The organism is Hyphococcus sp., assembly GCF_965267305.1.
Lineage (GTDB): Bacteria > Pseudomonadota > Alphaproteobacteria > Caulobacterales > Parvularculaceae > Hyphococcus.
Genome location: NZ_OZ253945.1, coordinates 2,989,694 through 3,003,910 on the forward strand (window position 1 = coordinate 2,989,694; position 14,217 = coordinate 3,003,910).

Consider the following 14,217-nt stretch of genomic DNA (forward strand, 5'->3'; position numbering starts at 1 on the left):
ATAAACGATTCTGGCCTCACATGATAATCACCTGCCCTGATTGCGCCACGCGGTACGATGTCGATGACGAACGGTTTTCCCCAAATGGCCGTTCCGTCCGCTGTTCGGCCTGCGGCGAAAGCTGGTTCGTGCCTGCGCCCGAGCTTCTGGACGTGGAGCCCCTGGACAAGACGCCGCCCCGGCGGAGCGCGGATGATGACGACCGGGAAGACGACAGAGACCATGACAGGGGCCGTGATCGGGCGGAAGACAGCCCGGCGGCTGCCCGCCCCTGGATGAAGGTCGGCGTTCCTGAGGGCGAAGCGGCTGAGCGGGACAGCAGAAAAGACGTCAAGCGCGCGGCGAAACGCGACGGCGAGAAACGCCGCGCTGACTATTTCCAAGAAGAAGATGACGATGATGATTCGCTCTTCGATTCGCCGTCCCCTGTGGAACGCGAAGACAGGGAGCGCCAAGGCCGGGATAAGGAGAAGCCCGCCGGTAAAACTTCGCGCAAAGGCCGGCAGTTCGTTGTTGAGGATGACGAGGAAGAGGAAAGCCGCCCCTTCTTCGCCCGCAAGGCCAAGAACAGGAATGAAGAGCGCGAATCGCTGCGCTTTGCCGATGCGGAGCCCGAAGAGCGCGAGGATGACGATTTTAATGCAGCCCATGTGGTCGACGCCGACTGGGAAGATGTTGACGATGACGCGCGCGAGCAGGGCCGCGGTTTCGGGCGCAAGGTCCGCGCCGAGCGCCGCCGCGCGACGGCGCTGGCGCGCATGGAGGATGCGCGTCCCATCAATCCCGACGATCTCGATGAAGAATTTTTCTCGTCCCTGCGCGTTACGCCGCGCGAGCTTGAGCGCGCCATTTCGAAGGCCCGCCGCCGCGCCGAAGCGCGTGAGAAAAATCGCCTGACGCCGCTGCGGTTTCTCGGTTGGGCTGCATGGCTTATCGTGGTTTTCGGCGTCGCCTACGGTGTCTTCTTCTACCGCGATGAGATCGTCAAAGTCGCGCCGAAAGCCGCCGACGCCTATGCAGTGATTGGCATTGAAGCCAATCCTTACGGCCTCTCTATTGAAAATGTGCGCCATCGCCTCGCCATGTCCACTGGCGGGCCGACGATCGAAATCACCGGCAATCTGCGCAATGATACGGACGGATCCGTTTCTGCGCCGCTGTTGCAGGCCGAAGCGCTGGGCGCGCGCGGAGAACTCCTGGCGCGCTGGACCTTTGCGGCCGATCAGGGCGAGGTGGGGCCGGGCGAGATGGCGGATTTCCTGACCCGCGCGCCCGCGCCGGACGGTGTTGTGGAGGTGGCGCTTTCCTTCGCGCCGCAAAAAAGCGTTCTTGATTCGCTTCTGCCCAGAGAGGGCGAATAAGCCTACGCCTCAGGCTTGATCCACCATCCCTTTAGCGCGACGGATTGCGCTCGCTCGCGCACAGCGCGCAGGCTCGGCGCGACGCTGTTCCAGAAATACATCGTGGTGTCCGAATTTGAGGCGTGCGAGCCGCGAAAACACGCGTCCCCGTCAAGCGCCGCCGGTTCTTTAAGCGTCAGCCCCGCCTGCGCCGCGGCGTCGAGATAAAGCGAAATGCGGCGCCTGCCGAACTGACAGTCAGGGTCGTTCCTGTCGATTGCGTCCGGCAGATAGAGGTCAATCGCCTGGATCAGCGCGCCGCCGGGTTTCAGGATGCGCGCGCAATCGGCGAAGGTCGCCGCAAGGCCATTGAGAGGCACATGCTCCATGACGGAGATGGAGAAGACATAATCGAAATATCCATCGGGCAGGCGTTCGTCGAAATCGCCAATGAACGTTTTTACGGTCTTGACGCCGCGCTGCTGAAGCAGACGCGTCGGCCCTGCGCCGACGCCTTCGAACTTGTCGGCGTTCCAGCATTCGTTCTTTTTCCCGAGGCTGCGCAGCAGACGCGAATGTCCGCCGCCGAATTCGAGAATTTTGCAGCCTTCAACATTCTCCAGCGCTGCGAGAATGAACGTGTCCTGAATATGCTTCAGCCCGCCCTCTTTGCCGGGCGCGGGCGTGTTGATTCCATTTTCAAGCCAGCGCCAGTATTCAGCCTTGGTGATGATGTCGTACATTTGGGAATACAATCGAAAAGAGACGTCCTGTCTTGCATAGCGGCGCGGGACCGTCAATCTTGCTGCGGACTGGCGCGCTCTTGTAAATGATTCTATGAGCATATCAGGGCAGAGATGACGGGCCGGTTGAGATGCGCACGCTTTTTACAGAAGACGAAATCGCCAAACGGATCGATGAGATGGCCGCGGACATGGCGCGCGATCTGCCGAAGGATTTTCTTCTGGCGCCCGTGCTGACGGGCGCTTTCATCTTCGCGGCTGATTTGTTGCGCGCGCTTTACCGCCACGGCGCCGACCCGCATGTGGATTTCGTCCAGCTTTCCTCCTATGGCGGCGCGCGCTCGTCATCCGGCGTCGTAACCTTGCTCAAGGATTTCTCCGTCGATATAAAAGGCAAGACGGTGGTGTTGGTGGACGATGTCCTCGACACCGGACGATCGCTGCATTTCGGCAAGGGCATGATTGAGGATCGCGGCGCCGCCGCGGTGAAGCTCTGTGTGTTTGTGAAAAAACTCACCGGACACGCCGAAGACCTCAAATGCGATTATATAGGATTTGAGGCGGGGGCGGACGATTTTCTCATCGGCTACGGCATGGATGATGATGGCCGCAAACGCGGGCTTCCGCTGCTCGGGTCTGCGAACTGATCCTTAAATTGCTGCGCTGCGGGGCGATCTCTCCGGTTCGCGCCGGAACCGGTCACATTCACGCGTGTTTCCGAAAAGCAACAAACGCCGGGCCAGCCGGAGCCGGCGAAGGAGAAACACAGATGCACGGAATTATTTATCTCGTTGGGCTCGTTGTCGTCATTATGGCCGTTCTTTCGCTGTTGGGTCTCTAATCATGAGCGCAACAGACACGATAGGCGTCGTCGTTACGGACGGCGAAGGAAACACGCATTCTTATGTTGAATGGGGCGCGATCTTCGCGGGGGCGTTTGTGGCCTCCGCCATTTCGCTTGTCCTTTTCGCTTTCGGCGGCGGGGTCGGGCTTTCGATCTCATCGCCTTTTCCGGGCGAGGGCGCGCAAGCGGATACCCTGAGCTACGTCACCATGGCCTGGGTGCTGGTCGTGATGATTTTCAGTTTCATCGCCGGCGGATATATCGCCGGCCGTCTTCGACGCCCTGCAATCGGCGCGACGCAGGACGCTGTTGAGTTTCGCGACGGCGCCCACGGTCTTGTCGTCTGGGCGGTCGGACTTTTGATAGGCGCTGCGCTTTCCATCCACGCCGCTACTGGCGCCGCGAATATTGGCGCGACCGCTGCCGGAAGCGCGGCCAATGATGCTGCGATCGTCTTGCGCGGGGGAGGCGCCGACGCCAATGACCGTTCAACGATGTCTGCAATCCTTGCCGATGTGAACGACGACGGCGAGTTGTCGGCTTCGGCCAAGGAAGCCGCTGCGGAAATGATCGCTGACAATACGGACTTGTCCGAGCCGCAAGCGCGAGCCCGCATCGATGAATGGGAGACGCAAAGCCGTGAAACGGCCGACCGCGTCCGCGCGGTAGGCGCGATCAGCGCTTTCCTGATCGCCGCCAGCGCGCTTGTCGCCGCCGCCGGGGCTTATTTTGCAGCCGGCATGGGCGGTCGTCACCGCGACGCCAACGCGCCGTTTCCCTGGACGCGCGCGCGCTCATAAACATTCTAACATGACAGGTGAAACCGGCGCATTTAGCTGCGCCGGTTTTTCTGTATACTGACGATTAGAACCGCTCCAGCAGGCGTTCGAGATAATCGACCTCGTCGTCGTCGCGACCGGGTTCGCCGAGACGGCGGCGCAATTCTTCGATGACGGCGCGGGTGCGCCCGGCCTCGCTTTCGCCCGGAACCTCGACGCCTTCGCCGGCGAGACTGCCTGAGGGGCGGCCGAGCGGATCGGCGCCGGGCCCATCGCGCTGGCCTTCGCGGCCTCCGCCTTCGCCTTGCGCCTGGCGCATCTGTTCGCGGGCGAGGGCTTCGGCGCCGTCGCGCAAATTCGCAATGGCGCGCTCCATGGCGCTGCCGGCGGCGTCGAAATCGTCGCCCGCAAGCGCGCCTTCCGCTTCGCGCATGGCGCTCCTCGCGCGGCCCAACGCCCGGCCCGCCTCGCCATTGGGATCGGCTTCGGGATCGCCTTCAAGCGCATCCATCAGCGCGTCGAGATCGCCGCCGAGGCCGCCTTCGCGCGCGGCGAGATCGTCGCCGTTAAGCTCTCCGCTCTGGCGCTGTTCGAAAGTTTCATCGGCGAGTTCGCGCTGGCGGCCGATCAGTTCGCCGGCGGCGCCTGCAGCCCCGCCGGTTTGTCCTTCGCCGCTTTGACCCTGTCCCGATTGCTGGCCGCCCTGTCCGCCGCCTTGCGAGAGGCGCATATTGTTCAGCATGTTTTCAAGATCCGACAGCATTTGCCGCGCGGCGTTGTTGGCGCCCTGCTGCGACAGATCGCGGATCGCATCGAGCATGTCGTCGAGGTCGGACTGCTCAAGCTGCTGGGCGTTTTGCGGCGCCTCCTCCATAGGCTGGCCCGACTGGGCGAGCGCCGTCAGATAGTCGTTCATGGCCTGACGCATTTCCTCGACCAGGCGTTCGATCTCGTCATCGCTGGCGCCGCGTTCCAGAGCCTCGCGCAAAGCCTCGCGCGCGGCTTCAAGCCGCTGGCGCGCAAGTTCCAGCGCCTCGTCTTCAAGCTGCAAGGCGAGCGGCCAGAATTTCTCGACCGCGTCATCGTAGCCATCGCCGTTCTGACGCATCACCCGCCAGAAGGCCGAGCGCAACAGCAGGTAATCGGTGGGCCGCTCCTCATAAAAAATATCCGGCGCGAGGGTCATGGCGTCGAAGGAGCGCGCCGCGCGGCGCCAGTCCTGCGCCGCAACGGCGAGGGTCTGGCGCTGCTCGATGACGGCTTTTGCGACCGGGTTGTAAAACATCCGCGTGGGGAGCGTCGTCTTGACCGTCGCCGTCTCGCCTTCCTGTCCTGCGCCGTCGCGGGCGACGACTTTCGCCAGCACCTGAAGCCCCGCCCATGGGTCCGCCTGAAGATCAAGGGTCGCTGCGCGTTCGCCCTTCGCGCCGCTGATGCCTTCGAGCGCAATGGCGCGGCTTTCGGCGAGCGCGGCGTCATCGAAAGACGGCGCATCGAGCGGGCGTTCCTGCTCCGGATCGAGGCGCATCACGAGCCAGGCATCCGTCACGCCGTAATCGTCTTCAATCTCGACGGCGAAGCTGAGACGCGCATCGTCTGTACGGGCGGGGTTCGCTGTGAAAACCACTTCAGGGGCGGCGTCGGCGAGGACGCCGATGGGCCAGCGGCCTTCCTTTGCGCCCAGCGTGAGACGCAGGAGACCGCTGTCGCCGATGGCGAGTTCCGTGCGGGCTGCGTTGTTCTCGCGGTCGAAGCGCGCGCGCTGCGTCTCGGCTTCTGTCTGATAGGAAAGACGGATGCGCCCGCCGCCATTCACCTGGGCTTTCAGGACCGATCCTTCCGGCGCGTCGACCTGATCCGCGCTCACGGGCAATGGCTGTCCGGCGCGGAGCAGATAGATCGGCGCCCGGCCCGCATAGGCAGGCGGCTCGATCCACAGATCGGCGACCAGCTTTCCGGCGCCGGCATGGGCGCCCGGATCGAAGCCGAGCGCAAGCCGCGTCACCGTCTCCTTGCCGCCAGCGATGAAGCCGATGGCGAGAAGGCCGAGGGCGATGAAACGGAGGCCCCATGGGTCGCGCGCCTCGGCCGTGTCGCGGGCGCGGTGCAGCCTGGCGGCGCGGGCGCGTTCGGCGCTCGCCTCGAGATGCGCGCGCCAAAGCGGATTTTCCTCGGCGTTGAAGGGCCGATCGTCCATCGCCTGCAGCGGCGCATGGGCGACGCGCCCGTCTTCTTCCAGACGCGCCTGCGCCTCCCGGCGTGAGGGAAGTCTGAGACCTTTGAGATCGCGATAGAGCAGGGCCGCGAAGCCGACGCCGCCAATTCCCAGCGCGAGCCAGTGAGCCCAGGACGGCGTGAACTTCCAGAGATCGAAAAGGCTGGCAAAGACGAAAACGAAGGCGACCGCCAGCGCCGGCAGGAGCGCCGGCCACAGCCTTTCCCAAAAGAGGACAGAACGGGCGGCGAAAATCGCGCCCTCGCCGGGAATCCGGCGGTTCGGGACTTTTTTAGGCGTTGCGCCGGAAGGCGTTTCAGCCTGTGTCACGCTGGTGGTCATACTTCTTGCACAATAGCCTTTGAAGCGGCATTCGTCGACGCCGCCCGCCTTAAAGCTTTCTCAGTCTGGCGCATCGCTGGCGAAAACAGGTTAACGAACGGGAGATAAGGTTTGGTCTTCACTCTCGCCTCATCCAAGCGCCGCCAGCAATTGGGGGAGGATGCGCGCCGCTCCCGCGCCTCCGCCTGGCAGACGGGGATCGCCTGGGGTCTCGTTATTTTTTACAACTTTGTCGGCGTCGCCGACATTATCTCCACGGTCATCGCCCTCGACGCCGGCGCGGGCGTCGAAGCCAATCCGTTTCTCAATGCGATGATGGTCCATGCGGGCGACGGCTGGATCATCGCCAAGCTGGGCCTCCAGGGGCTGATCAGCTTCATGGTGCTGTGGTTTCCGCATTTTATCGTCCTGTTCTTTTTCACTATGGCGACGACGGGCAATCTGCTGATCGTCCTCAACAACTTTTCCATCGCCGGCGTGATCTGAGCGCCCGTCCCTGGCAAGCCGCGCATTTTTCGCCCGCATGTTTGTTGGCGTGCAGAGCGATGTGGCGCCATTTAACATTTTCTGCTCGTTGCATTTTGCGTGCGTCATTTTCATGGCGATTTTCCTTTGCGGGCGATCGCGCAGAGTGCGGCGAGCGACCCATGGCGATCTAGAAATACGATTATAGGGCCGGCGCACAGGTGGTGGATAACTATTCACCAACACTGGGATTCCTTGAAGAATTCATCATTTGTGATGAATTTTCCAAAAGGCGATTCCCGCTATCGGTGCAAAATCCGTCAGCGAAAAATCTGCGCCTAAAGCCAGTCGGGCGCCGCTTCGAGAGAGAAAATGTCCTCAACGCTCGGGCGGCGGCGGATGATGGCGTGGCGGTCGCCATGGACTAGCACTTCGGGGATCAGCGGCCGCGTATTGTATTGCGACGCCTGCACCGCGCCATAGGCGCCGGCGGACATGACGGCCGCAAGGTCGCCCGCCTTCATCTCGGGCAGCGCGCGGCCCTTCGCAAAAAAGTCGCTCGATTCGCAAACGGGGCCGACGACATCGTAAGTCTCGCGCGGCGCATCGTCGTTCTGAACCACCGGGATGATGTCGTGATGAGCGTCGTAGAGCGCGGGGCGGATGAGATCGTTCATGGCCGCGTCGACGATCAGGAATTTCCGCGCGACGCCTTGTTTCACATAGATCACGCGCGTCACCAGAATGCCCGCATTGCCGCAGATCATCCGGCCCGGTTCGAAGATCAGGCGCACGTCCAAGGGCGCCGTCAGCCGTTTGATCAGCGCCGCATAGTCGTCCGGGTGCGGCGGCGGCGCGGCGTTTCCGTAAGGAATGCCGAGGCCGCCGCCGAGATCGAGGCGATCGATGGCGCAGCCATCAGCGCGGAGATCGGCGATCAGTTGCGCGGCCTTTGAAAACGCGGCCTCGAAGGGCGCGAGATCGGCGATCTGCGAGCCGATATGAAGATCGACGCCGGCGACATCGACGCCTTTCATCTCCCGTGCTTTTGCGTAAAGCCCGCGCGCCTCGCCCCAGGAGACGCCGAACTTGTCTTCCTTGCGGCCCGTGGAGATTTTGTCATGCCCCCCGGCGGCGACATCCGGATTGACTCGCAACGCAACAGGCGCGGTCTTGTTCATTTCGAGCGCCAGCGCATTCAGCGCCTCAAGCTCGGGCGCCGATTCCACATTGAACTGATAGATGCCGGCGTCGAGGGCGGCCTTCATTTCGTCGCGCGTCTTGCCGACGCCGGAAAAGACGATTTTCTCCGGCGCAATCCCGGCTTTCAAGGCGCGCATCAATTCGCCGCCGGAAACGACGTCCGCGCCCGCGCCTTCGCTTTGTAGAACTTTCAAAACGGCGATGTTGGAATTCGCCTTCACCGAAAACGCGACAAGCGGATCGGTTCCTGCAAAGGCTTTTTGGAAAACCTGCATATGACGGCGAAGCGTCGCTTCGGAATAGAGATAAAAAGGCGTCCCGATCTCGCCGGCGAGCGCCGCGACGTCCACATCCTCCGCGTAAAGGCGGCCGTTCCGGTATTCGAAATGGTGCAAGGCGAGGCCTACCGCGTCAGGGATTGTTGCTCGGGCTGTTTTTCCGGCGCGCGCAGGGGCGCCTTCTTGCCGCAAGCCGAGACAGCAAAGGAAAGAGCGAGAATGACGATGAGGGCGCGCATGGGGCTACTCCTTTTTCAGCGCATCAAGCCAGCGCTTCGCTTCACGCTTAACATTCTCCGGCGCGGTTCCGCCATAGGCCTTGCGCGACGCGGCGGAGGCTTCGACGGAGAGCACGTTGAAGATGTCATTGGTGATTTTCGGCTCGACTTTCTGCATGTCGGCGAGCGCCAGCTCATCGAGGCGTTTGCCCTGCTGTTCGGCGAGCGCCACCACGCGGCCGGTGACGTGATGGGCGTCGCGGAAGGGCATGCCGAGCTTGCGCACCAGCCAGTCGGCGAGGTCCGTGGCGGTGGAAAAGCCCCGCGCCGCCGCCTCTCTCATGGCGTCGCGATTGGGTTTCAGATCGGCGATCATGCCGGTCATGGCCGAAAGGGCGAGGGCGAGGGCGTCGACCGCCTCGAAGGTCGCGGCCTTGTCTTCCTGCAAATCCTTGGCGTAGGCGAGGGGCAGCGCCTTCATCACCGTCAGCAAGGAATTGAGCGATCCGGTGATGCGTCCTGTCTTCGCGCGCACGAGTTCCGCGGCGTCGGGATTGCGTTTCTGCGGCATGATGGAGGAGCCGGTCGAAAACGCATCGGTCAGCGACGCAAAACCGAATTGCGGCGAGGTCCAAAGAACAATCTCTTCGGCGAGACGCGACAGATGCATGGCGCTGATCGCCGCCGCGGACAAAAGTTCGAGCGCAAAGTCGCGCGAGGAAACCCCGTCGAGAGAATTCGCACACGGACGATCGAAGCCGAGCGTTTCCGCCGTCATCTCGCGGTCGATGGGGAAGGGCGTGCCGGCGAGCGCCGCGGAGCCAAGCGGGCTTTCGTTCATGCGCTCGCGCGCATCCATGAAACGGCCGGCGTCGCGCGAAAACATCTCAACATAAGCGAGGAGGTGGTGGCCGAAGGTCACCGGCTGCGCCGTCTGCAGATGCGTAAAGCCGGGCATGATGGCGTCGGCGTTTTCAAGCGCGCGTTCCGAAAGCGCCGCCATGAGATCGCCGAGCGCCGAGGCCGCGTCCTCGCAGGCGCTGCGGCACCAGAGGCGGAAATCGGTCGCCACCTGGTCGTTGCGCGAGCGCGCGGTGTGAAGCCGGCCCGCGGGTTCGCCGATAATTTCTTTCAGACGCGCCTCAACATTCATGTGAATGTCTTCAAGCGCTTTCGAGAATTTGAATGTCCCCGCTTCGATCTCGCCGGCGACCGTATCGAGGCCTTTGAGGATCGCCTCGGCGTCGGCGCGGGAAATGATCCCGGCCTCGGCGAGCATCGCCGCATGGGCTTTCGATCCGGCGATATCCTCGCGCCAGAGCCGCTTGTCGATATCGATAGAGGCGTTGATGGCCTCCATGATCTCGGCGGGGCCTTGCGAGAATCTGCCGCCCCACATCTGGTTTCCGGAACCTTGGTTTTGGGGCCGTTCGGTTTTATCTGACATAGTTCAGCAGGCCTTGGAGCGTTTCGGGTGTCATCTTTGCTTAAACAGCCGCGGTTCTGGCTTTTCCTCTGGGGCGGGGCCGGCGCGGCGTTCCTCCTCTACGTCATCATAAGCGCCAGCGTAAGCCCAAAGGGCGAGAAGCCTTCGGCCTCGGCGCTCGATCACGACCGGTCGCTGTTGACGGGCGAAATGGCTGATTTCGAATACACTTTCCCGCCACGCGGGGCGCCGGAAATCGCTTTCCAGCACGAGGGAAAGGACATGACTCTTGCGGATTTTCGCGGGAAGGCGGTGCTGGTGAATTTCTGGGCGACATGGTGCGCGCCCTGTCTGAAAGAGCTTCCCTCGCTGGACGCCCTCGAAGCCGATCTCGGCGGGAAAAAATTCGAAGTCGTCGCCATCGCCGCCGATCCCCGCGGGCCGGAGGTTGCGCGCCAGTTTCTCGACCGCCTCGAGATCGAACATCTGAAACTCTACGCCGATCCGGATCTGCGCTTTGCTTTCGCCATCGGCGGCGCGGACATTCTTCCCGTGTCGATCCTCTACGATGCAAAAGGCCAGGAAGTCGGCCGGCTGGTGGGCGAGGCGGACTGGTCGTCGCCTGAGGCGCGGCGCTTGGTCGAATCGGCGATTCCCTGACCTAGGCTTCCTCTCCCAACCCCGATATACGGAGCCCGAGATTTTCAATCGCGGGGGCCGCGCTGTGAGGAAGCAGTGCGGGCTATAGTGGGAAGGAGCCCATTTCATGAAATTTTCCAATGCATTATTGGCCGGCGTCGCGGCGCTCGCACTCGTTTCCTGCGGAAAAAAAGAAAAGGCGGCGGATGGGCCGCAATCGGAAACGAGCGTGGCGGCGGCGAAAGCCGACGCAGGCTCGCCCCTCGACCAGCGCTTTACGCTGAAAGGCGCCGAGGAAGTCGATGTGGACGCGCTGTTCGCGCTGATGCCGGAGGGCGAGCGCCCGACCTATGAGCGCGCGACGTTCGACGAAAAGCTTGGCGCGACTGTCGTTGAAAATCTTCGCTTCTCTGACGCCGATGACGGCGAAGGCGTTGTGGTGGCGCGCGCCGAATTTTACGGCGTCGATATGGACGCCATCGCGCGCGTGCGCAGCGCGGCCGACGCTCCGCTCGACGCGCCCTTCGAAACCGTGTTCCAGAAAGTGCGGTTTCTCGACGTCGCCTCCGAAGGCCACATGGCGGAAGGCGAGGCGGCGAACCTGAAGATCGGCGGCGTCGAATTCGACCAGCTGCAAATCCGCCAGGGCGGTTTCCAGGAGGAAGGCGCTGGCGACGAAGGCGCGCGGCTTTTCAACGCCGTCAATCTCGCCGGGCTTTACTTCAAGGACATGACGCTTGTCACCGAAAGCGACGAGGCGCCGTCGGTCGCCTTTTCCGCGCCGGATCTGCGTATTGTGGGGATGGGCGGCGGCCGCGTCGGCGCCATCATCGCCAACGATCTTTCCTATGACATGAAGCAGAGCGCCGCATCGCTCGCCGCCATGCGCGAGGCTATGGGCCCGCAAGGCGCGATCTTCATGTCCGGGCCGCTCGCGGGCATTGTCGCGCCGGAAAGCCAAGAGGTCGCCATGGAGCGTCTCGAGTGGAGAAACATCGATTTTTCCGGCCTTCTGCAGTGGGGCCTTAAAGGTGAAGAGCCGCCTGCGAGCGAGAAAGATCTCATCGATCTCGGCACCATGAAGGCGACGAAGATGGAAACGCGCGTCAACGGCAAGCTCGCCGCGACCGTTGAAGAGGCGTCGGTCACCGCCGCCGATTTCACCTGGCTTATTCCGGCGAATATCCGCGCCGACACTAAGGGCGCTGTCTACGATTTCACGGCTTATGTTCCGGATACGGAGGAAGAGGCGGTAAAGATCCTCAAAGACGGCGGCCTCGACAAGGTGAAAGGCGATGGCAGCGCCAGCTGGGTGTGGAATGAAAAAAGCGGCGCCGCGGATTTCACCTACGCCGCCAATCTCGACAAGGTCGCGAGCCTTCACGCGGATATGGCGTTTTCCAATCTGAAGCTCGATGAAATCGCCGCCGCAATGGAAGACGGCGAAGAGGATGCGGTCCTGTCGAAAGGCGCCTTCAAGAGTTTCTCGCTGAAGGTTGAGGATCAAAAAGCGCTCGACGCGATCTTTTCACTTGCGGCGCTGCAGATGGGCGGCACGGGCGAAGACCTGCGCCTGTCGGCGCCCGCGATGATCCGTCTCTCCGGCGCGCAACTGGCGCAGATGAATCCGAAATTTTCCAGCTATGTGAATGCGGTGGCGGATTTCGTCGCCAAGGGCGGGGCCCTTGAAATTGCGGCGAAACCCGCTGAGCCGGTTCCGTTCATGACGCTTCAGGCGAGCAGCGCGGCGTCGCCCCAAACCATGCCTGATGTGATCGGGCTGACGGTGACGCATGAGGAATAAGCGGTTAAGCTTCCCGAAGCGCGTCCGCGGTGGGGCGGGCGCGCTTGATCGCGGCGCAATGGCTGCGGAGAGGGGAAGACATGCCGACATTCCATCAAAGACCGGTGCGGGCCATGCGCGCTATGTTGTGCGCTTCTGTGGCCGCGTTCGCGCTTCACGCCTGCGCCACGGCGCCGGCGCCGTTGACCGCGGTGGATCTTCTCGGCGCGCCTTATTCCTTGCGCAGCGGCGAAGCGTTCGATGTGGACCGGATGTTTGCAGCGCTTCCGGACTGGGTTGAGGTTTCCCATGGGGGCGCGAGTTTCGATGCGGGCCTCGGCGCCATGGTCGTCAGCGATCTTCGCTTCGCACTTTCTGCCGCGCCTGAGGCGGGGCTTCGCGCCGAACGGGCCGTCATCTGGGGCGGCGATCCGGCGGCGGCCGAAGCTGTCTTTTCCGGCGCCGCGAGTTTCTCCGACATGGCGCCGCTCTTCGACCGCATGACGCTGGAGAAGGTGACGTCAGAAGGCCTGCAATGGGAGGCGGGAACCGAAAACGCCGGCTTATCGCTCGACAAACTCGTCATTGACGGGCTTGCGGCGCGTTCCTACGCGCTGGCGCCGAATCCGGGGGCCAATGAAGAGGGGAGCATTCTGCGCCATATCGCGGCGGTGATGACCTCTTTCGCTTATGACGGCGCCGCCTATTCGAATTTGACCGTTAGGCTCAACAACAGCCAGGGCGACAGGGTCGCGCTGAAGGTCGCGGAGGCGTTCGCCCGCGGCTACCGCTCCGGCGATGTCGACTATCAAAGCCTCAGCGGGTTCTCGATGTCGGCGGAGGGGTTTGGCGGCGATCCGCTGGTCGAGGTTGCGGAAAAGAAAAAGTCCGAAAAACCCGCCGCGGATCATCCTTACGCAAAAATTCTCAACAAGCCTCCGGCGGAGACGGCGCGGGAGATGGTGCGCCATCCGGCGGCGTTTCTGGCGGCCGCCGCGCCAGGCGGCGCGCTCGAATATCAAATCGATGCGACCGACGCGCGCAATGTCAGCCTCTCCAATGCGCTTTCCTGGCTGGCGAAATGGGAGCTGCCGCCGATCACCGAAACCGACCTTATGGATTTCGGCCAGCAGACCATGACGGGCTATCGCGAACTCTGGAACGGGCAGCCTTATTACTCGATCGACTACACGGAAGTTTCGGCCGCCGATTTTTACTGGCTCGTGCCGTCGCACTATGAAGCCTCCTATACCGGTTTTTCCTATGACATGAATGTCGTCATGGACCAGATGCGTCATGGCATGGGGCCGGGCTTCGCAACCGAGGCCGCGCCGCAGCTTGATCAGATGGCGGCGGCGCTCTCCGCGCTAGGCCTTGAACAGATCGCAGGCGATCTGGGTTTCAGCTGGCGCTGGAACGGCGAGACGGGCGATGCGGCGATGACCGCAACCAGCGACATCGTCGACAATTTCTCAAACGATATCGGCCTCGATATAGGCGGGCCGTCGCTTGCCGAATGGGACGCCATGGCGCGCGACCAAACGCTGGCGAAAGACGCGGTCGGCGGCATGACGCTGAAAAACTTCCTTTTCTCGTTTTCGGATGCGGGATTTACGGACCGTGTTTTCGCTTACGCCGCGGAACAGAACGGCGTCGAGTCGGGTCCGGAAATGCGTCAGGCGATGTCGGGCATGGTGCGTCTCACCGGCATGCAGGCGGCGGAAATGAATCCGCGCATTCCGGCATACGCCAATGCGCTGGCTGACTTTCTCGATAAAGGCGGGACGATTTCGCTGACGGCCGCGCCTTCCGAGCCGGTGAGTTTCGACGCGGTGCAGGCGGCGGCGCAGCTTTCGCCTCAAACCCTGCCCGACATGCTCAATGTAAGTGTGACTCACACGCCGGAATAAAAAACAGCCGCCTTCATGAGGCGGCTGTTTTT

12 protein-coding genes are annotated in these 14,217 nt (G+C 62.6%); 7 read left to right on the forward strand and 5 right to left on the reverse strand.

What is annotated here, in order from left to right; translation table 11 throughout:
- Positions 1–20: 20 nt before the first annotated feature.
- Positions 21–1,361: a zinc-ribbon domain-containing protein gene (locus ACQY5P_RS14360; RefSeq protein WP_428407556.1), complete on the forward strand. Its 1,341-nt coding sequence runs from the start codon at positions 21–23 to the stop codon at positions 1,359–1,361.
- Between the two features lie 2 nt (positions 1,362–1,363).
- Here the strand turns inward: ACQY5P_RS14360 and ACQY5P_RS14365 are convergent, their stop codons facing one another.
- Positions 1,364–2,083 carry an SAM-dependent methyltransferase gene (locus ACQY5P_RS14365; RefSeq protein WP_428407557.1) on the reverse strand — a complete coding sequence of 240 codons (720 nt, stop codon included), beginning with the start codon at positions 2,081–2,083 and terminating at the stop codon, positions 1,364–1,366.
- A gap of 131 nt (positions 2,084–2,214) precedes the next feature.
- Between ACQY5P_RS14365 and ACQY5P_RS14370 the strand changes: the two genes are divergently transcribed.
- Positions 2,215–2,730: a phosphoribosyltransferase gene (locus ACQY5P_RS14370; RefSeq protein ID WP_428407558.1), complete on the forward strand. Its 516-nt coding sequence runs from the start codon at positions 2,215–2,217 to the stop codon at positions 2,728–2,730.
- A 196-nt stretch (positions 2,731–2,926) separates the two neighbouring features.
- The gene (locus ACQY5P_RS14375) at positions 2,927–3,727 is read left to right on the forward strand and encodes a hypothetical protein (protein WP_428407559.1); all 801 of its coding nucleotides are present in this window, start codon (positions 2,927–2,929) and stop codon (positions 3,725–3,727) included.
- A 64-nt stretch (positions 3,728–3,791) separates the two neighbouring features.
- Here the strand turns inward: ACQY5P_RS14375 and ACQY5P_RS14380 are convergent, their stop codons facing one another.
- Entirely contained in the window at positions 3,792–6,263 is a 2,472-nt protein-coding gene (locus ACQY5P_RS14380; RefSeq protein WP_428407560.1) for a DUF4175 domain-containing protein, read from the reverse strand.
- A 111-nt stretch (positions 6,264–6,374) separates the two neighbouring features.
- Between ACQY5P_RS14380 and ACQY5P_RS14385 the strand changes: the two genes are divergently transcribed.
- Complete coding sequence (locus tag ACQY5P_RS14385; RefSeq protein WP_428407561.1) at positions 6,375–6,749, forward strand: DUF5658 family protein; 375 nt, start codon at positions 6,375–6,377, stop codon at positions 6,747–6,749.
- Positions 6,750–7,066: 317 nt separating this feature from the next.
- Here ACQY5P_RS14385 and lysA read toward each other — a convergent pair whose 3' ends face one another.
- From lysA to argH, 3 genes are read right to left on the reverse strand one after another with little or no spacing between them, the layout of a single operon-like run.
- Positions 7,067–8,326 (reverse strand): diaminopimelate decarboxylase, encoded by a 1,260-nt coding sequence (gene lysA / locus ACQY5P_RS14390; protein ID WP_428407562.1) that lies wholly within the window; start codon positions 8,324–8,326, stop codon positions 7,067–7,069.
- Between the two features lie 8 nt (positions 8,327–8,334).
- Positions 8,335–8,448 carry an LPS translocon maturation chaperone LptM gene (gene lptM, locus ACQY5P_RS14395; RefSeq protein ID WP_428407563.1) on the reverse strand — a complete coding sequence of 38 codons (114 nt, stop codon included), beginning with the start codon at positions 8,446–8,448 and terminating at the stop codon, positions 8,335–8,337.
- Positions 8,449–8,452: 4 nt separating this feature from the next.
- A complete protein-coding gene (gene argH / locus ACQY5P_RS14400; protein ID WP_428407564.1) occupies positions 8,453–9,826 on the reverse strand; it encodes an argininosuccinate lyase in 1,374 nt (457 codons plus the stop codon).
- A gap of 75 nt (positions 9,827–9,901) precedes the next feature.
- Between argH and ACQY5P_RS14405 the strand changes: the two genes are divergently transcribed.
- The 3 genes from ACQY5P_RS14405 to ACQY5P_RS14415 all read left to right on the forward strand — a co-directional run bounded on the left by ACQY5P_RS14405 (position 9,902) and on the right by ACQY5P_RS14415 (position 14,185).
- Positions 9,902–10,513, forward strand: coding sequence for a TlpA family protein disulfide reductase (locus ACQY5P_RS14405; protein ID WP_428407565.1), 612 nt, complete (start codon positions 9,902–9,904; stop codon positions 10,511–10,513).
- Positions 10,514–10,619: 106 nt separating this feature from the next.
- On the forward strand, positions 10,620–12,296 hold the full coding sequence (locus ACQY5P_RS14410) for a hypothetical protein (RefSeq protein ID WP_428407566.1): 1,677 nt from the start codon (positions 10,620–10,622) through the stop codon (positions 12,294–12,296).
- Between the two features lie 80 nt (positions 12,297–12,376).
- Positions 12,377–14,185 carry a hypothetical protein gene (locus ACQY5P_RS14415; protein WP_428407567.1) on the forward strand — a complete coding sequence of 603 codons (1,809 nt, stop codon included), beginning with the start codon at positions 12,377–12,379 and terminating at the stop codon, positions 14,183–14,185.
- The last annotated feature ends 32 nt before the right edge of the window (positions 14,186–14,217 follow it).